The sequence below is a fragment of the Vibrio ostreae genome (genome assembly GCF_019226825.1).
Classification (GTDB): domain Bacteria; phylum Pseudomonadota; class Gammaproteobacteria; order Enterobacterales; family Vibrionaceae; genus Vibrio; species Vibrio ostreae.
Window position 1 is genome coordinate 1,995,703 of record NZ_CP076643.1, and the last position, 17,401, is coordinate 2,013,103.

General features: G+C 54.2%; 14 protein-coding genes and 1 pseudogene. 6 read left to right on the top strand and 9 right to left on the bottom strand.

All coding sequences use genetic code 11. The features are described 5' to 3' along the window. Positions 1-19: 19 nt before the first annotated feature. The 3 genes from KNV97_RS15235 to KNV97_RS15245 all read right to left on the bottom strand — a co-directional run bounded on the left by KNV97_RS15235 (position 20) and on the right by KNV97_RS15245 (position 2,038). Positions 20-709 carry a ChrR family anti-sigma-E factor gene (locus KNV97_RS15235; RefSeq protein ID WP_136483447.1) on the bottom strand — a complete coding sequence of 230 codons (690 nt, stop codon included), beginning with the start codon at positions 707-709 and terminating at the stop codon, positions 20-22. After that, complete coding sequence (locus KNV97_RS15240; RefSeq protein WP_136483446.1) at positions 706-1,290, bottom strand: RNA polymerase sigma factor; 585 nt, start codon at positions 1,288-1,290, stop codon at positions 706-708. Before KNV97_RS15240 ends, KNV97_RS15235 begins: the two co-directional genes overlap by 4 nt. Before the next feature lie 169 nt (positions 1,291-1,459). Continuing rightward, positions 1,460-2,038 (bottom strand): LON peptidase substrate-binding domain-containing protein, encoded by a 579-nt coding sequence (locus KNV97_RS15245; protein ID WP_218562262.1) that lies wholly within the window; start codon positions 2,036-2,038, stop codon positions 1,460-1,462. A gap of 350 nt (positions 2,039-2,388) precedes the next feature. On the opposite strand from KNV97_RS15245, the gene KNV97_RS15250 reads away from it, so the two are divergent. The 4 genes from KNV97_RS15250 (at position 2,389) to csdA (ending at position 6,014) form a co-directional block, all read left to right on the top strand. Continuing rightward, on the top strand, positions 2,389-3,207 hold the full coding sequence (locus KNV97_RS15250) for a nucleoside-specific channel-forming Tsx family protein (RefSeq protein WP_136483445.1): 819 nt from the start codon (positions 2,389-2,391) through the stop codon (positions 3,205-3,207). 107 nt (positions 3,208-3,314) lie between these two features. Then, entirely contained in the window at positions 3,315-4,205 is an 891-nt protein-coding gene (gene panE, locus KNV97_RS15255; protein WP_218562263.1) for a 2-dehydropantoate 2-reductase, read from the top strand. Next, entirely contained in the window at positions 4,202-4,801 is a 600-nt protein-coding gene (locus KNV97_RS15260) for a DJ-1 family glyoxalase III (RefSeq protein WP_136483443.1), read from the top strand. Before panE ends, KNV97_RS15260 begins: the two co-directional genes overlap by 4 nt. Position 4,802: 1 nt before the next feature. Continuing rightward, positions 4,803-6,014: a cysteine desulfurase CsdA gene (csdA, locus tag KNV97_RS15265; RefSeq protein ID WP_218563439.1), complete on the top strand. Its 1,212-nt coding sequence runs from the start codon at positions 4,803-4,805 to the stop codon at positions 6,012-6,014. A 157-nt stretch (positions 6,015-6,171) separates the two neighbouring features. On the opposite strand, the gene csdE is transcribed toward csdA, so the two are convergent. The 4 genes from csdE to KNV97_RS15285 all read right to left on the bottom strand — a co-directional run bounded on the left by csdE (position 6,172) and on the right by KNV97_RS15285 (position 9,262). Continuing rightward, complete coding sequence (gene csdE / locus KNV97_RS15270) at positions 6,172-6,630, bottom strand: cysteine desulfurase sulfur acceptor subunit CsdE (protein ID WP_136483442.1); 459 nt, start codon at positions 6,628-6,630, stop codon at positions 6,172-6,174. A gap of 10 nt (positions 6,631-6,640) precedes the next feature. After that, complete coding sequence (gene tcdA / locus KNV97_RS15275; RefSeq protein WP_218562264.1) at positions 6,641-7,450, bottom strand: tRNA cyclic N6-threonylcarbamoyladenosine(37) synthase TcdA; 810 nt, start codon at positions 7,448-7,450, stop codon at positions 6,641-6,643. A gap of 166 nt (positions 7,451-7,616) precedes the next feature. Beyond that, the gene (gene mltA / locus KNV97_RS15280) at positions 7,617-8,732 is read right to left on the bottom strand and encodes a murein transglycosylase A (RefSeq protein ID WP_136483440.1); all 1,116 of its coding nucleotides are present in this window, start codon (positions 8,730-8,732) and stop codon (positions 7,617-7,619) included. A gap of 71 nt (positions 8,733-8,803) precedes the next feature. Continuing rightward, positions 8,804-9,262 carry a DUF2850 domain-containing protein gene (locus KNV97_RS15285; protein WP_218562265.1) on the bottom strand — a complete coding sequence of 153 codons (459 nt, stop codon included), beginning with the start codon at positions 9,260-9,262 and terminating at the stop codon, positions 8,804-8,806. Between the two features lie 188 nt (positions 9,263-9,450). Here KNV97_RS15285 and argA point away from each other — a divergent pair, with 188 nt between their 5' ends. Both argA and KNV97_RS15295 read left to right on the top strand, forming a co-directional pair. Beyond that, entirely contained in the window at positions 9,451-10,791 is a 1,341-nt protein-coding gene (gene argA / locus KNV97_RS15290; RefSeq protein WP_136483438.1) for an amino-acid N-acetyltransferase, read from the top strand. 352 nt (positions 10,792-11,143) lie between these two features. Next, complete coding sequence (locus tag KNV97_RS15295) at positions 11,144-11,323, top strand: hypothetical protein (protein WP_136483437.1); 180 nt, start codon at positions 11,144-11,146, stop codon at positions 11,321-11,323. 118 nt (positions 11,324-11,441) lie between these two features. Here the strand turns inward: KNV97_RS15295 and recD are convergent, their stop codons facing one another. Continuing rightward, entirely contained in the window at positions 11,442-13,589 is a 2,148-nt protein-coding gene (gene recD, locus KNV97_RS15300; protein WP_218563440.1) for an exodeoxyribonuclease V subunit alpha, read from the bottom strand. Next, positions 13,589-17,225, bottom strand: a pseudogene (recB, locus tag KNV97_RS15305) (exodeoxyribonuclease V subunit beta). Before recB ends, recD begins: the two are co-directional and overlap by 1 nt. Positions 17,226-17,401: the final 176 nt, after the last annotated feature.

The window sequence follows — 17,401 nt, forward strand, 5'->3', positions numbered from 1 at the left end:
GTTCTTATGGATAAAGTTCTTATGGATAAAGCCCTTTGCCAAACATATTAAACAGCCGAGCCACACCACGGGTAAACAGCATCGGCTCAGTCAGTACCGTCAGACACAGGCAGTCCTGGTCCTGAGCGGTTTGGGGTGAATGATGCACACTACCATCACGCAGAATGAAATCACCGGCGTCATAATGATCGTCTTCATCTTTGAACCCGCCGTGCAGCACCAGCGTTGATTCCGTGCCCAGATGAGTATGCTGAGGAATACTCACACCGGCACTGATGTACATTAGATTCATGTGCGTGTTGTCATCACTGTGCAGCGCCAGGCTGAACACCTTGCCGCCATAACTGCGCCATTTCGCGTCGGCGCTCACAAAGCGCTTCAGCGCCCGTGGAACGGCAATCTGACGGCCGTTGACCGACACGACCGGCGCTTTGGCCCGGGTCAGCTTGGGCCGCGCAGGCGCATCACTGGCAAAAATCTGCTCCAGCATCTGCTGCCAGTGGGCATCGGCAGTGGGCGCCGCGGATGCCTGACTGGATGTCATTTCTAAATTGAGCAGTGCATCTCCGCAATGCTCTTCCAATTGCCGGGTTTGCTGACGGCAGTGTGGACACATCTCTAGATGAGTGGCCACAGACACGCCATGAATGGCATCGATAGAGCCTTGGGCATAGGCTTCAAGTAATGAAAAATCTGGATGGTAGCTCATAGCCGCTCCGCATCGATTGAAGTTCTGAGTTTTTCCACTGCCAGACGCAAGCGTGATTTGACGGTACCGAGCGGAATGTCAAACATGTCGGCCACCTGCTGATGAGGAATTTCCTCAAGGTAAACCGCACGTACCACTTTTTGCTGCGCTTCCGGCAGAGTGTCGAGAAATTTAAGCACCTGCTCTTTGAGCATTTCATGCTCCGGAGCGTAGTGCTCAACCAGGTCAGGCGGGCAGAAATCTCCCGGCCAGATATCGTCGGCAAGGACATGAGGCTCCTTGCCTTTCTGTTTACGCATCAGGTCAAAACACAAATTACGTGCAATGGTGTAGACCCAGGTCGATAACGAACTTTTTGAGCCATCAAAAAGATAGGCTTTATGCCATACGGTGGTCATCGCTTCCTGAACCAGTTCAACGGCGACGTGCTCGTTACCCAGATGCTTGAAAACAAACTGTTTCAGCCGCGGAGAAAAATAATGAAAGATAACTGCGAAAGCTTCCTTATCGCGTTGTTTCACTTTCTCCATACACTTGGTCCAGTCCTGACGGCTGAAGGTTTGTGGATTCACATTAGTCATGAGATGTCCTGTCCTTAACGGCCTGAAATTTAGGCCTTCCTGCACCTATCGCCTGTTGTACGAGCTGAGCATCCATTCAGATCACAGCAAAGCGGTCAGGCACCCTGCTTTCATTATAGTGCCAGCTTTTTCTGTTAGTGCGGATGGCCGTCGGTCACGTTGGAGGGAGTCAGTCGTCGTACGCTTCGATAGCCTGATTCAGGAAGGCCAGCGCGCTGTGGCAGGTTTCCTGCTGGGCCAGTTCATCAAACTGACCGTTAGACAGCGGCAACAGTTCCAACCAGCGCTGACTGACCCAGCTGGCATCATCAAAGAAACGATGATCATACAGACTGCCGATCTGCGGAAACTCCTGATACAACTTTTGCAGATGCTGACTGAGGAAAACTTCCCGCTCTGGCATTTGCTGGGTTGGCCAGTTCGCCAACCATTCCACTTTCGCGCGGCGCAACCCGTCGTGCTCGACCCGAATCTTGCGGATCACGAAGCGTTTCATTCCCACCACGGTAATGCCCAGCAGGCCGTCATCGAGCGTTTCGAAGTCGACAATTTTCACCCATGTACCAAATTCGGAAAGAGGATTTGCTTTTCCTGCGCTTTTGCTATCGAACAAACAGATCCCGAATCCGCTGGCGGTTTTGCTGCATTCCGCCACCATACGTTTGTATCTTGGCTCAAAAATACGCAGTTTCATCTTACCTTCGGGTAAAACAACCGAACTGAGCGGAAATAACATTATCTCTTCCATCTGGATTTCCTGCCTATGTGAAGTTGATCTGCTAACCAAGTGTGTTTGTTGTGCATACGCAATTTGCAAAACCCCAGATCACTGACTACGCGTTTAGGTTATTCAATAAGCTTAATATCCTTCAACCCAAACGTTTGCGTGACAAAAATCACAAATAAAATGCAAATCCTTGTAACACAAAAAAGTTCCGTAAATAAAATACAATAATGTGACCATGATCACCAAAGAAGCTAAATTTTGCACGCCGTATCACTTTTAATTGAGATTTTAGTCGCTATCATTCCCGCCAATTGGAAGAAGCAGTGATTAATTATTCTTCTGAATCAATACATACATAGAGAGTCCCCCTTATGCGCAAATTACTTTTAGCTCTTGGTCTACTGGCAGCATCCGCTGCACCAGCTCTGGCAGCTGACTACTCAGATGGCGATATCCACAAAAACGATTACAAGTGGATGCAGTTCAACATTATGGGTGCGTTCAATGAGAAAGGTGCCGCTGACGAAGATTCAAGCCACGATTACCTGGAAATGGAATTCGGTGGCCGTTCAGGCATTTTCGATCTTTACGGCTATGTTGATATCTTCAACCTGACTTCAGACACAAGCAGCGACAAGTACGGTCGTGATAAAATCTTTATGAAATTTGCACCGCGTGTCTCTCTGGACGCTCTGACTGGTAAAGACCTGTCTTTCGGTCCGGTACAGGAGCTATATCTGGCTTCTCTGATCCAATGGGATGGCGGTAGCGACGGTCTGAACACTCAGAACATCGGTCTGGGTTCAGACGTGATGGTGCCATGGTTTGGTAAAGTAGGCGTAAACCTGTACAAAACTTACGATTCAGGTAAAAAAGACTGGAATGGTTACCACTTTGCCACTAACTGGTTCAAACCTTTCTACTTTTTCGAAAACGGTACGTTCATCGCATACCAAGGTTACATCGATTACCAATTTGGCATGAAGAGCCAATACAACACGTCTAGCACTGGCTTTGACATGTTCAACGGTATTTACTGGCACTCAGACCGCTTCGCAGTGGGTTATGGCCTGAAACTGTTCAACGATGTATACGGCTTTGAAAACGGCGAAGGTCTGCCATGGGATGCATCTGCAACTGCAGACTCAACCGGTATCGGCCATTACCTGGCAGTAACTTACAAGTTCTAAGTAAATCCTGCTCAAGCTTTGAGAGGGCGCCAATCGGCGCCCTTTTTTATTGCTTTCGCTCCGCGGGGCATTATCCTTAGCGCAAACCCTTAACCGAAGTTGTTTGCATGAATATCGTGATTGTCGGTCCCGGTGCCATTGGCAGCCTGTGGGCGACGCATCTGCACCAGGCCGGACATCAGGTGGCGCTGTGGGGCACTCAAAACGCCACACACTGGTCGCTGCAATGTGATGAGCAGCCCAAGCTCAATTTTGCCTACAATCAGCCTGACACGCTGCACCGCGCTGATTTGTTACTGATCACGGTGAAAGCCTGGCAAGTCGCGTCGGCTTTACCTGCCCTGCTTGAGCAAATTGCCGATGAGACCATCCTGCTGTTTATGCATAACGGTATGGGAGCGCTGGAAGCACTCAGTGATCGCCTCGCGCCTTATCCTGTGCTGTTGTCGACCACCACGCATGGCGCGCTAAAACCTGCGCCGGACAAGGTGCTGCATACCGGGCAAGGGCAAACTCAAATCGGGCCCTTTAATACGCCGGGTGCCCGCTGCGAGTTTGTCTGTGATGTGCTGCAGCATGCCCTGCCCCAGGTGAGCTGGAACCAACACATTGAGCACGCCCTGTGGCAGAAACTCGCGATTAACTGTGCGATTAACCCGCTGACAGCGATTGAGCAAATCAGTAATGGAGAGCTGGCCGACCCTCGCTATCGCGCCCGGCTAGATAACATCATTGCTGAAGTTGCCGCTGTGATGCGCGCGGAGCACATTCCGGTCGATCAACACGCGCTGCGCGCTACCGTCGATCTTGTCATTGCCGCCACGGCACGTAATCGCTCTTCAATGCATCAGGACGTTGTCCATCAGCGCCAAACCGAGATAGACTTTATCAACGGATACGTGGTGCGCAAAGCGCAGCAGCATGGTCTGGCCGTACCGGTTAACCAGCAACTGTATCAACACATTCAATCCTTACAACAAAGTTGGACCCAAGCATGACAAAACGCATTCTGATCCCTATCGCTCCGGGCACGGAAGAGATGGAAGCCGTCACTCTGATTGATATTCTGGTCCGGGCCGGTTATCAGGTTGTGGTAGCCAGCGCGGATTTCGACGGTCACCTCACCATGCGCGCGTCCCGAGGCGTGACACTGACTGCCGACTGCAAACTGGTCGACGTCGCCGATGATGAATTTGATGCCGTGGTGCTGGCCGGCGGTGTCGGCGGCGCAGAAGTGTTCCGTGACAGCACTGTGCTGGTCGAGATCATCAGACAGCAAAAATACGATGGCCGCCTGGTTGCCGCCATTTGCGCCGCGCCGGCGGTGGTCCTGCAGCACCACGACCTTTATCCGGGTGCGCTGATGACCTGTCATCCCAATTTTCAGCAGTGTATTCCCGCCGACTTGTGGCGGAACCGCCGCGTCACCTATGACGTCAACAACAATCTGCTGACCAGCCAAGGGCCGGGGACGGCGCTGGAATTTGCGGTCGAAATCATTGTCCAGCTGTCCGGAAAAGCGCTGGCGCGTGAAGTCGCCGTTCCGCTGGTTGCCCTGCCTCAGCTTAACTATGAAAAACTGGGTATCGAATAACATGCTGGATATTGCCGCGGTTCGCGCCCAGTTTCCGGCGCTCAAGCAAACCATTAATGATCAGGCGCTGATCTACCTCGACAGTGCGGCGACCACGCAAAAGCCGCAAGTGGTGATTGATGCCATCAGCCGTTATTACAGCGCGCAGAATGCCAATGTGCATCGCGGCAGCCACAGCCTGACCGCGCATGCCACCAGCCAGTTTGAAACCGCGCGTGAACGCATCGCCCGCTTTATCAACGCGCCAAGCAGTAAAAGTATTATCTGGACCCGGGGCGCGACCGAAGCACTTAACCTGATTGCGCAGACATACGCCCGTTCAACTCTGCAACCCGGCGATGAAATCCTGGTCAGCGAAACCGAGCATCACGCCAACATCGTACCGTGGCAGATAGTGGCGCAGCAGACCGGCGCTAAGGTGGTCAAAATTCCGATGACCACCAATGGCGAGTTTGGCCTGGATGCTTTCCACCACTTGCTGTCTGACCAGTGCAAAATTGTCGCGCTGGCCCACATCACCAATGTCACCGGCACCCGCCAGCCGATTGAAGCGGTGATTGACGCCGCCCATCGGGCCGGCGCAGTGGTGGTGGTCGACGGCGCGCAGGGCATCGTGCATGAAGAGGTCGATGTCACCGCGCTGGACGCCGATTTTTATGTCTTCTCCGGTCACAAACTGTATGCACCGGCCGGTATTGGCGTGCTGTATGGCAAACTGGCGCTGCTGGAAGCGATGCCACCCTGGCACGGCGGTGGAAAAATGGTGGAGAAGGTCTCGTTTGACGGCACCACCTTTGCCGAGCTGCCGGGTAAATTTGAAGCCGGCACGCCGAATGTGGCCGGCGCGATTGCGCTGGCGACGGCCATCGACTGGTACTGCGGGTTTGAGCGCACCGAGGTTGAAGCGCATCTGCATCAGCTGCAGCACACGACCTATCAGGCGCTGCTGCAGCTGGACGATATTCAGGTGCTGGGCTACCAGCCGGACTCAAGCATTCTCAGTATCGTGATGGACGGTGTCCATCATCAGGACTTGGCCACACTGCTCGATCAGCAGGGCATTGCGGTCCGTGCCGGCCACCACTGCGCTCATCCGCTGATGGATGCCTTCGCTGTCAAAGGCACTGTGCGGATCTCGTTCGGGATTTATAACTCGATGCAAGAAGTGCAACGCTTAATCGCAGCGATAGAAAAAGCAGTCGATATGCTGTAGTGAGAGGAGAAGGGTTTTAGGAACCAGGAATCAGGATCCTAAAATCTTATACCTAAACAACTTGGAGTTGCAGGTAGGCGGCAAATAAGTGAATCCCCAATCACATAGAGACACGATGTGATTGGGGTGAACGAATGCAGCCAACACCGCTGCAGCTTCAAGTAGGAAGGGGATATGTCGCCAGATGTTTAATCTGCTCAACAATCGCTTTCAGGCCATTGCCGCGCGACGGGCTGAGATGCGCAATCAGGCCCAGCCGGGCAAAGTAATCATCGATATCAAACGCCTGAATCTGGGCGCTGGTTTTACCTTCATAAGCCGCCATCACCAGAGCGATCAGGCCACGCACGATGCGCGCATCCGAATCGGCGCAAAAGTGCCACACATCGCCCTGCTGAGCCGCCAGCAGCCAGACCTGGCTTTCACAGCCAGCGACCGTCACTTGCTCGCTTTTTAGCGCATCCGGCATCTGTGGCAACTTTTTACCCCACTGAATCACCTGACGATAGCGATCTTCCCAGCCTTTCATCTGCTGCATCACTGCCAGTACATCAGTGCTGTGAATGTCGCTGCCAAATGGCGAATCCGGAAAATCAGACCAAGAATAATCAGACATAAAGGCTCCGTTACGCGCGGTGTTTCTGAATCAGTTTTTCGATAATGCGTGACACCGCGACAAAGCCGAAGGTCGCCGTTACCACAGTCGCCGCGCCAAAGCCGCTGGCACAGTCCATACGTTTCGGTCCTTCCGCACTGGATTTGACCGCGCACACACTGCCATCTGCCTGTGGATATTTAAGGTGCTCCGTGGAGAACACACAATCAATACCGAATTTACGCGCCGGATTGGTCGGGAAATTATGGAAACGGCGCAGACGGTCTTTGATCTTTTTCGCCAGCGGATCCTGAATCGTCCTGGTCAGGTCCGCGACTTTAATCTGAGTCGGATCGGTCTGACCGCCAGCCCCGCCAGTCGTGATCACCTTGATTTTATTGCTGCGGCAGTAAGCCAGCAGCGCAGCTTTCGCTTTAACGCTGTCGATTGCATCCAGTACATAGTCGTACTCTTTGCTCAGGTACTCATGCTGGTTATCGGCAGTAATAAAGTCGTCAATCAGGTTCACTTTGCATTCCGGATTGATCAGTCTGACCCGCTCGGCCATCACTTCGATTTTGCTCTGACCGACCGTACCGCTCATGGCGTGGATCTGACGGTTGATGTTAGTGACGCACACATCATCCATATCGATCAGGGTCAGTTCACCAATTCCGGAGCGCGCCAGCGCTTCCACCGCCCAAGAGCCCACACCACCAATACCAATCACACACACATGGGCCGCACGCAGAATGTCCACTTCGCTGTTGCCGTACAAACGACGTGTGCCGCCAAAACGCTGGTTATAACTGTCAGAGGCTGGGGTATCGAGTTCGCGCATACTAATCATCCACAACAGGAAATGTCCGGATTACCACACGATCGGCGACATTTACGCGCCGTCTATTGGCTCCGGACCATCCACAATCAAAGGGTTCAAAAAAGAAAGAGTGCGATTTATACGCACTCTTTAACCAAAAGTCTAGCCGGGCAAGCCCGCCGGGTGACTATTGTAACTTCTCTGGCGGTGTAGCCCAAGGTGCTTGTGTCGGACTGTTTTCCAGCCCCAGTTTCCATACCCGGCCAAAGTGTTTGTAATGGCCGGCTTCGGTCCCGGCACGCGGCCCCATGCCGTGGTACAGATCGAGGTGATTCTGTTTTACCGCACCGCCGGTATCGAGCACAATCAGCAGGCGTAGCTGATGAGCGCCGGACCAGCTGCCATCGGCATTCAGCAGCGGTACTTCGGCCAGAATCGGCGTGCCCATCGGTAACAGCGAGCGATCTGCGGCCACCGAAGCCATCGGCAGCAGCGGGATCCCGGCACTACCCGTCACCGGCGCCGCAGCGCGCGGGGCAAAAAATACATACGACGGATTCTGCTCCAGCAGCTCTTTAACCGTAGCGTCATCGTTGGCCAGCACCCAGTCTTTAATCGCTTTAAGCGACATCTTGTCACGTTCGACCAGGCCACGCTCAATCAGAATCCGGCCGATACTCACGTACGCTTTATTATTCTTACCGGCATAGGCGAAATATTCCAGCGTGTCGTCATCGCCGAAATGGACAAAGCCACTGCCCTGCACTTCCATAATAAACGGATCAATCCGGTTGGCAGCGTAGCCTAATTCCAGCCCCTGACCTTGCAGTGCACCAGCGTAGATCTGCTCACGGGTCGGGCAGTCTGAACTGCAATCCGGTTTGGCATAGACCGGAAAATGAAACTCGTCATCCGGAGTGTGACGCAGCTCGATCACCGGCGAAAAATAACCGGTGAACAACACATTGCCTTTCTTATCACCGCCGCCCATCTGTGCAGCCTGAATACCAAACTGAGCCAGAGTCTGCGGATCGCCGCTTTGCATCGCCCACTCACTCAGTTGCTCGTACAACGGGCCGTACATCGCCGCCATCGAAGGCGATTTCGTCACCACCGCCTCACTCTGCTTGGCAAACTCGGTAAAATCACGTGGCGAGTTGGAGTGTACGTCAGCGACCTGATTCAGTGGCTGGGCAAATTCGGGATCTAGGTACTGCTGGGCGCGATCAGTCGGCTGGGCACAGCCGACAAGCAGCGCTACCGGCAGCGCCAGAGAAAGATAGGAAAATAAACGTTTTGTCACTGGAGTTAGTCCATTTGCTGAGTTAGGCAAAAGGATGACAAACTCCGCTCACAAGCGCAATTCAGGAATGGTTACTGAAGATGTTTTTTGTCATTTTCTGACAATTGCCCCGCCGGCGCTGACAATTGAAAAGTCGGATTATAGTGCGCTGACGAAGCTAACCTCATTTCCGTGTGATCCTCATTTCGCATCTGAAACAGATAAGCCTGGCCACCGACCCGATAACGCAGCGAGTGCCCGTCATAGTCATAGCGGGTCGTCACCACCCGGCCATCCATTAACACGACATCCGGCCGGATTTCGATGGTTTGCGCCAGATACGGCGCGACATCTTTTTCTTTCCACACGCCGTACAGAGTGCTTTTCGGCGGCTGGGTCAAGGATGCCAACTGACTGAACAGATTGCCGTACAGCAGCAGAACCAGCACAGTGCCTGCCACCGCAATCGTTAGTAAACAACGCTCAACGGTTTTGCGCTGCACAGAGCGCAACGCGGCAAAAAGCGCTGCGCAAGCCTCATTATCTGACATGTTATTCCATTTTGAGTTGCATAATGTGGCAGCCGAGGCCACCATTTCACTGACCGGGATAACCGGCCCGACCCGGCTCTGTCACATCAAGATGATATTTTAAGCTGAAAGCAAAAAAACACTTGTTTACAGGTGAATAAAAAGTCATTATTCAAACATAAATAAACAATCAACTTGAGTGTCAGGCCGTGAAAATTCGTAGTACCGCCCTTGTAAAGGGGTTCAGACAATCCGCACCCTATGTCAACGCTCACCGTGGCAAAATCATGGTGGTCATGGTGGGTGGTGAAGCGATTGCTGATAAAAACTTCACTAATATCATCAGCGACCTGGCATTGCTGCACAGCCTGGGAGTCAAAATCGTCCTGGTGCATGGTGCCCGTCCTCAGATCAATCAAATCCTCGAAGCGAATAATCACACCACGCCTTACCACAAAGGTATCCGCATCACCGACGAAGAAGCACTCGGCCTGGTTATGCAGGCTGCCGGTCAGTTGCAACTGGCGATCACCGCCCGCCTGTCGATGAGCCTCAACAATACCCCGATGGCCGGCACTCAGCTCAATGTCGCCAGTGGGAACTTTGTCATCTCCCAGCCGCTCGGCGTGGATGACGGCATTGATTACTGCCACAGTGGTCGTATCCGCCGCATCGATATCGACGGGATTAACCGTACCCTAGATCAAGGCTCAATTGTACTGCTGGGTCCGATTGCCAGCTCTGTCACCGGTGAGTGTTTTAACCTGCTCTCAGAAGAAGTGGCGACCCAAGTGGCGATAAGATTAAAAGCGGATAAATTGATCGGCTTCTGCTCGGAGCAGGGCATCATCGATGAGAAAGGCAACTCGATCGCCGAATTGTTCCCGGCCGAGGTTGAAAAACTGGTCCAGCGTCTGGAATCAGAAAGCAATCCGTCCAGCGATGATTCGACCGGAACCCTGCGCTTTTTGCGTGCCGCGGTTTCCGTCTGCCGCGCCGGTGTACCGCGCAGTCATTTGATCAGTTACAAAGAAGATGGCGCTCTGATCCAGGAACTGTTCTCGTTTGACGGTATCGGTACCCAAATCGTCATGGCGAGTGCCGAACAGGTGCGTCAGGCTCAGATTGACGATATCGGCGGCATTTTTGATCTGATTCGCCCGCTGGAAGAACAAGGCATCCTGGTACGTCGTTCGCGTGAGCAGTTAGAACAGGAAATTCATAAGTTTACCATCATCGACAAAGACAGCCTCTTGATTGGCTGCGCCGCGCTCTATCCGTATCAGGAAGAGAGCATGGCCGAAATGGCGTGTGTGGCGATCCATCCTGAGTACCGTGATGGTAACCGTGGTCTGCTGCTGCTCAATCACATGAAACACCAGGCCAAACAGATGGGCATTGAGCGTTTATTTGTCCTCACTACTCACAGCTTACACTGGTTCCGTGAGCAAGGTTTTACCGAAGTCGGGGTTGAGAGCCTGCCGATGGCCAAGCAGAGCCTGTACAACTATCAGCGCCGTTCAAAAATCTTAATTTTAAATCTTAAATGAAATTTTCATCTATATTACTGCCATGAAAGCAGTATATAGCTCGAGCAAAGCTCAATATAAAAAGATGCAATCCGTTGCATCTTTTTGTTTATAAAATCAACACTTTTCAAGCCTGCCATAACTGTGTAAAATTCGCTCAAACGTGACAGGCATCACCTTTTTATTGCGGTGACCTTTTGTATTCAGGTGACCTTTGCTGCACGTTGCACTCCAATCACTTCGATTTGAATACCTGGCTTTGAAGCCTGCAGCTTAAGTGAAGCGGAGTCCCAGGATTATCAGCTAAGCGACAAAGCTTAGTACGCGCATGGATTGCTTTTATCACTCAACCAGTCGTTAAGAGCAACTTAAGATGAAAACCGTTATTTGTAACTCACTGCAAAGCTTTTGGGATATGGCCGATAACGAGTTCCTGGAAGGGTTGGACGTGCATTGCGTTTTCCCGGTAAGCGAGCAACTTCGGACGTTTATCCTTGAATCAAAACAACGCTACAAGATTCGTACTATTACTTTTACCAAAGCGTTTATCTGACGCGGTAAAGGTGCCTGACTGACTCAATGTAGCCATTAAAGACATAGTCACTGACCCAATAGTTAACAGGCAGCCCAAGGGCTGCCTGTTTGTTTTTCCCAGCGCGATACAGCAAAATTCAGGACGCGCTTAAACGCTGCACCAAACCACTGGCACGCTGGGTTTTCAGCTTGATCGCCCGCTTCATCACGCCCATATCACAATACAGTGCCAAACGACGCTTGGCGCGGGTAATACCGGTATAGACCAGCTCACGGGTCAGGATCGGGCTGAATTCCGGCGGTATAATCAGCAGAGTAAAATCAAATTCACTGCCCTGGGATTTATGAATCGTCATCGCATAGGCGGTTTCATGCAGAGGAACCCGGCTTGGCAAGACCGCTTTTACGCTGCCGTCCGGCAGCTCAAAATAGACTTTAAGCCGTTGCTGATCGTCCTGCTCATCGCGCAGGCAGATACCAATATCGCCGTTATATAATCCCAGAGCGTGATCATTGCGGGTCACCATCACCGGGCGGCCACTGTACCAGAGCTCATCCTGAACTTTGATCAGTTTGCGTGCCGCCAGAGCGCGCTCAATCCGCACGTTAAGTCCGGTGACGCCAAAGTCACCCTCGCGCAGCGCGCACAATAAGCGGGTCTGACTGAACAAAGTCAGTACCTCGCGCGCTTTATCGGCCATCGACTCCGCAGCGCGATCGGACTCCGCAGCTTGCAGCGGCTGACGCAGGCGCTGCAGATACGGCGTATAACCTGTCACCAGCGACTGCAGCATCTGATGGTAATGCTCACCACTGAGCGCAAAATGGGCAATGTCGGCAAAATCTTGCTGCCACACCCGGTCAATCCACATTGCCTGACCGCTGTTGACGGCTTTGGCCAGCTGGCCTATTCCGGAGCGGGCATCGAAGCGGTAACTCTTTTGCAGCATACATAAACTGTCGCTGACCGCTGCGCGGGCACCTGCGGCAATCTCATCCTGACGCGGGTTAAGCGCCGCCGGCATAAATCCGGTTAAGCGCGCCAGCAGCTGACTTTGTTCGGCACTGTAACCCTGCTGCAGAAAAGAGCAGATATCGCCCAGCACCGCACCGGCCTCGACCGAGGCAAGCTGGTCTTTATCGCCAAGCAGGATCAGACGCGCGTGTGCGGGCAACGCATCGACTAATTTGACCATCATAGGCAAATCGACCATTGAGGCTTCATCAACCACCAGCACATCCAGGTGCAGCCGGTTAGCGGCGTGATGACGGAACTCCGCGCTGTCCGGAATAGCGCCCAGCAGCCGGTGGATGGTGCTCGATTCAGTCGGGATCAGCGCTTTAAGTTCCGGCTCCACCGCTAGATCCGCGACAGCTTTGCCGATCGACTCGGTCAGCCGCGCGGCGGCCTTACCGGTCGGCGCCACCAGCTTGATGGCCGGAATATGGCCCTGCTGCTGCGACTGGCTGATCAGCGCCGCAAGCAGTTTGGTCACCGTGGTGGTTTTACCGGTGCCGGGGCCGCCGGAAATCACCGCAAAACGGCGCGTCAGCGCAATCGCCGCCGCCACTTTCTGCCAGTTGAGGCAGTGAGCCTGCGGCACTAAGCTGTCCAGCACGTTCAAATCCGTCAGGCGCGGCGCCCCCTGCAACTTGGCATCAATCGCGTCCCAATCCAGTGCTCCCTCATCGACCACATCCAACAGGTCACACACCAGACGCTGGCGCGCGACCTGATTGAGATCCGGGCTGAGCGCCTGATGCAAAAAGCGATAGTCACGGGCAAACAGATTATCCAGCCGCAGACGCAGATTATCGACCTCCGCAGGCTTTAGGATCATGGGTGTCCCAAAGCTCTGTAAGCGCTGCGCCAGAGTCACTTCATAGTGCCAGTAACGATGCAGATACAGCCGTTCACCGTCGTACATCAGCGGCACCGCTTCGCCCTGCGCGCCAAGCAAAGTGCACTGCTTAACCAGCTCGGCCCAGTCACAGGCCAGCCATAACTGATTAAGCGGCAGCGCGGCATCCCCAAACAAGCCGAGCCGGGCGGCGAGATCCAGTGCATTGCCCTGCTCATCACGCAGCGGCAGGCAGATATGACCGCGCCCCAGCTCTGCGCTGACCGCTGCCGCCACCAGCAGCAGTACACTGCGCTGCGCCTCACTCAGTTGTCCGGCCGGACACTGCGCGGTTATAAAGCGCGCGAACTGGTAATCGATCTGGCGCAGCCCGCCCTGCTGGCTTAGCTGCTGTAAGGTGGTTTGTACCTCATCAAAGGTCATCATAAATCAAGCTCCATCTGCCCGGCAGAGGTGGTTCGGCTTTGCGGCTCTAATCCACGAATCAAATCATCCAGTTCCTCGAGCATCGCCTGGCTCGGTCTGGCGCTGAAAATACCATGATCCGATTCTCCATCCATGCCACGCAAAAACAAATAATATACCCCGCCGAAATGGCGCTGGTAGTCATAATCGGCAATCCGGCTGCGCAGAAAACGGTGCAGCGCCAGGGCATAGAGCTGGTACTGCAAATCATAGCGGTGCTCGGCCATCGCCTGCTGCAGGCGCGCGCCATGATAGGCGGCCACATCATCACCGAGATGATTGGATTTCCAGTCCAGCACGTAATACTTGCCCTGATGTTCAAACACCAGGTCAATAAAGCCTTTCAGCATGCCCTGTACGGTATAGAAGCCGAGGTCACCGGCCTGAGCCGACAGCGGATCGTGACGCTGCACCACCCGGTTCAACGCGGTTGCGCTCAGCACTTCGATCGGCAGTAAAAATTCCATTTCGGTCAGACGCTGCTCCGGCGATTTCTGATTAAGACGCAGCGCTTTACCGTCCAGCGGCGTGCTGAGCACAGTATCGACCAGCTGCTGCAACACTGGCAGCCACTCGCTGCCGACCTGCTCGCGCTCCATCAAGTCGCTGATAGCCTGGGTATTCAACTCACTGCCGGCAGGCTGGGTAAATTCCACCTCCTCAAACAGCGAGTGCAGAAAGGTGCCCGGCTGGGCGCCGCGCGGAAAGGTGAAAATTGAGCGCTCCGGTTCCGGCAGCCCTTCCTCATCATGTTCATCGGCCGAATCCACATCGAAACCGCCGATTTCCAGCGTGGCATCATGGCTGTGACTGCCCTGTTTGACCAGGCCGGAGTAGCTGGTGATGCGCCATAAACGGTCAATCTCGCGGCTCAGCGTACGCGCGTTCAGCTCAGGCAGACTCTCCTCGCGGGCGACAAACGGCTGCGGCGGCAGCTCAGGCGGCTCACTCGCAGCGACACAGGCCAGCGCATCGACCTGCTGCTGCACGCTGCTGCGCAGCAAATCCAGCCCACCCTGCTCACCATTTTGCAGCAGGTAACCCATCGCGCTTTGGTGTACCCCGGTCGGCTCTTTGCTTGAACGGCCATTGCGCAGTGGTGCCAGGCCGATGAAACAGCCGTACACCGCACGGGTCAGCGCCACATAAATCAGGCGCAGATCTTCTGCCAGGCGCTCTTTGTCAGCCTGCTGCAACGAAGCGTCCTGGGCAGTGATATCCAGCAAAGTCTCACCGCTCGCCGCATCATAATATTTCCCTTCACTCGCTTCGCGGTAACTGAGCACAAACGGCAGAAACACCAGCTCATACTCCAGGCCTTTCGATTTATGAATGGTGACGATCTGAACCAGATTCCGCTCCGACTCAAGGCGCTGAATCGCCTCATCACTGCCGCCCAGCCCCTGCTCGGCATCGACAATCGACTGCGCCAGCCAGCGCAGCAGACCGTGGTCGCTGTCAATCTCCTGCGTCGCCTGCTGCAACAATTCACTGAGATGCATAAAATCTGTCAGTAAGCGCTCGCCATCACTTTCTTCCAGCCAACGTTCAGCGATATGACGCAGACTGAGCACACTACGCAGCATCGGCAACACGCCGCGATCGATCCATAACTGGCGATATTGCTTAAACTCATTGACCGCGTTTTCCCACTCATTCTCATCGTTATTGAGCGCATCCAACTGCTCGGCATTAAGCGCAAACAAGGGCGAAGCCAGCGCGGCACGCATCGCGCGATCATTTTCCGGTGTCAGCACCGCCTGCAGCAAACGCTGCAGATCCGCCGCCACCGCACTGCTGAACACACTATCGCGGTTGGAAAGGTAGACACTGGCAATGCCCTGTCTGGCCAGTGCCTCTTTGATCATCCGCCCTTCATTACCGGTGCGCACCAGCACCGCGATATGACCAGCTTCAATCTGCGCACCGTCACTGAACTTTGCGGCGCCCTGCTGGGCCGCGCTGAGAATATGCTGGATCTGGCTGGCGGTGGCATTGGCCATGGCATCAAAATAACTGCCTTTGGTGACCGGCGCTTCGGCCTCAAGATGCCAGTAATTGAGCGCCGGCTGCGCCTGACCATCAAGTAACCAGCCACGCTGCGCGGCTTTCGGGCTCGGCTGCACCGGCAGAAACGGAATATCGTCGTCGTAAATAAACGGGCTGTCCGGGCGTTCAAACACCTGGTTAACGGCGGCCACCATATCCGCGCTCGAGCGCCAGTTAGTACCGAGCGTATAGTGAGCACTTACCTGATTACGGGCACGGATATAGGTAAAGATATCCGCGCCGCGAAAAGCATATATCGCCTGTTTCGGGTCACCGATCATAAACAGCCCGCACTGCGGGTAATCAAGATAGATGCGGCTGAAAATACTGTATTGCAGCGGATCGGTATCCTGGAATTCATCGATCATCGCTACCGGATACAGCGTGCGGATGCGGGCCGCCAGCGTCCCTTGCTCATCGCCGTCCAGCGAGGCCGATAACTGCGTCAGCAGATCATCAAACGACAACCACTGTTTGCTCGCTTTGGCCTTCGCCAGCATGGTACGACAATGGGTAATCGCATGCGCCAGCAGCGGCGCTTCCAGCGTCACCGGCTGGGCGAGGAAACGTTCGATAGCCGCAAACAGCTCGTGCTGCGGCACTGCGCCGGAGGGCGTTTTCTCAGCCAGTACATTCTGGGCAAAGCGCTTTAAGTGCTCCGGCACGTCATAACCGCTGGTCGGCTGCGCCGCCCAGTGCGACACGGTTTCAATCCATTGGGGCAGGGATTTTTTGGTATAGCTGCGTTTGTTGATGCCGGAACTGGCAATGCAGTCATGTATATCGTCCTGCGCCGCACGCCACTGCGCTTTCAGCGCTTCGATGCGTTGCAGATTGTCCTGATGCAGGGCCGCGAGATCGCCGTCCATCACCGGTGTGGTCAGTTTAAGCGGCGAGCCGGTCAGATAGCCGCCGATTTTCTCCAGCAAGGCCGCCGGTGATGCCCACAGGCGGCGCACTTCGGCTGCCAGATGCAGCGGCAGCGGATAGAACTGGCGCCGCCAGTAATCGGCCACCACCTGAGCTTTGAGATGGCTTTCATCGGTGACAAATTCATTATTAAAACGGCTGCCCGACTCAAACGCATTCTGGGTCAGCATACGCTGGCAGAAACCATGGATGGTATACACCGCGGCTTCATCCATCTGCCGCTCCGCATTGAGCAGCAGACTGGCCGCCTGGCGGTGGTCGCTCACTTCCTCAAGCAGGGGGGGCAATCACAGGATCGCTGCTCACCCCGCGGCTGAATGCCAGACGCGCATCGTGAATCCGGGCCCGGATCCGATCTCGCAGCTCGGCCGTGGCCGCTTCGGTAAAAGTCACCACCAGGATCTGGTCAACCGTCAGCGGCACCGCATGCCGGGTTGCTTCGTCCAGTCCGTCAAATCCGGCCTCATGGCCGTGCCCCAGCAACAAACGCAGATAGAGACCGGCGATGGTAAAGGTTTTACCAGTCCCGGCAGATGCTTCAATCAAACGGGCGCCATGCAAGGGAAAACGCATGGTTTCCAGCGGTGTTGCCGTGATGTGGGAAGTGACACTCATGGTCTGGTGCATCCTCAGTTGATGATTGACCACCCATTTCCGCTGCCGGGTAAACAGAGGATTATGTGATCCAAATTATAAAAATGTATGTATTTATGTAAATTTTTGTTTTAGCGCAAGGTAATGAGATCTGACTCACGATACGCACCAAGTTGGCACACTATACTGCACCCCAT

Excerpts from the sequence above, each read along its gene's own strand:
- panE (WP_218562263.1), top strand. The coding sequence starts at position 3,315 with ATGAATATCGTGATTGTCGGTCCCGGTGCCATTGGCAGCCTGTGGGCG.
- KNV97_RS15245 (WP_218562262.1), bottom strand. The coding sequence starts at position 2,038 with ATGGAAGAGATAATGTTATTTCCGCTCAGTTCGGTTGTTTTACCCGAA.
- csdE (WP_136483442.1), bottom strand. The coding sequence starts at position 6,630 with ATGTCTGATTATTCTTGGTCTGATTTTCCGGATTCGCCATTTGGCAGC.
- KNV97_RS15235 (WP_136483447.1), bottom strand. The coding sequence starts at position 709 with ATGAGCTACCATCCAGATTTTTCATTACTTGAAGCCTATGCCCAAGGC.
- csdA (WP_218563439.1), top strand. The coding sequence starts at position 4,803 with ATGCTGGATATTGCCGCGGTTCGCGCCCAGTTTCCGGCGCTCAAGCAA.
- recD (WP_218563440.1), bottom strand. The coding sequence starts at position 13,589 with ATGACCTTTGATGAGGTACAAACCACCTTACAGCAGCTAAGCCAGCAG.
- KNV97_RS15240 (WP_136483446.1), bottom strand. The coding sequence starts at position 1,290 with ATGACTAATGTGAATCCACAAACCTTCAGCCGTCAGGACTGGACCAAG.
- tcdA (WP_218562264.1), bottom strand. The coding sequence starts at position 7,450 with ATGCGCGAACTCGATACCCCAGCCTCTGACAGTTATAACCAGCGTTTT.
- KNV97_RS15295 (WP_136483437.1), top strand. The coding sequence starts at position 11,144 with ATGAAAACCGTTATTTGTAACTCACTGCAAAGCTTTTGGGATATGGCC.
- KNV97_RS15260 (WP_136483443.1), top strand. The coding sequence starts at position 4,202 with ATGACAAAACGCATTCTGATCCCTATCGCTCCGGGCACGGAAGAGATG.
- KNV97_RS15250 (WP_136483445.1), top strand. The coding sequence starts at position 2,389 with ATGCGCAAATTACTTTTAGCTCTTGGTCTACTGGCAGCATCCGCTGCA.
- KNV97_RS15285 (WP_218562265.1), bottom strand. The coding sequence starts at position 9,262 with ATGTCAGATAATGAGGCTTGCGCAGCGCTTTTTGCCGCGTTGCGCTCT.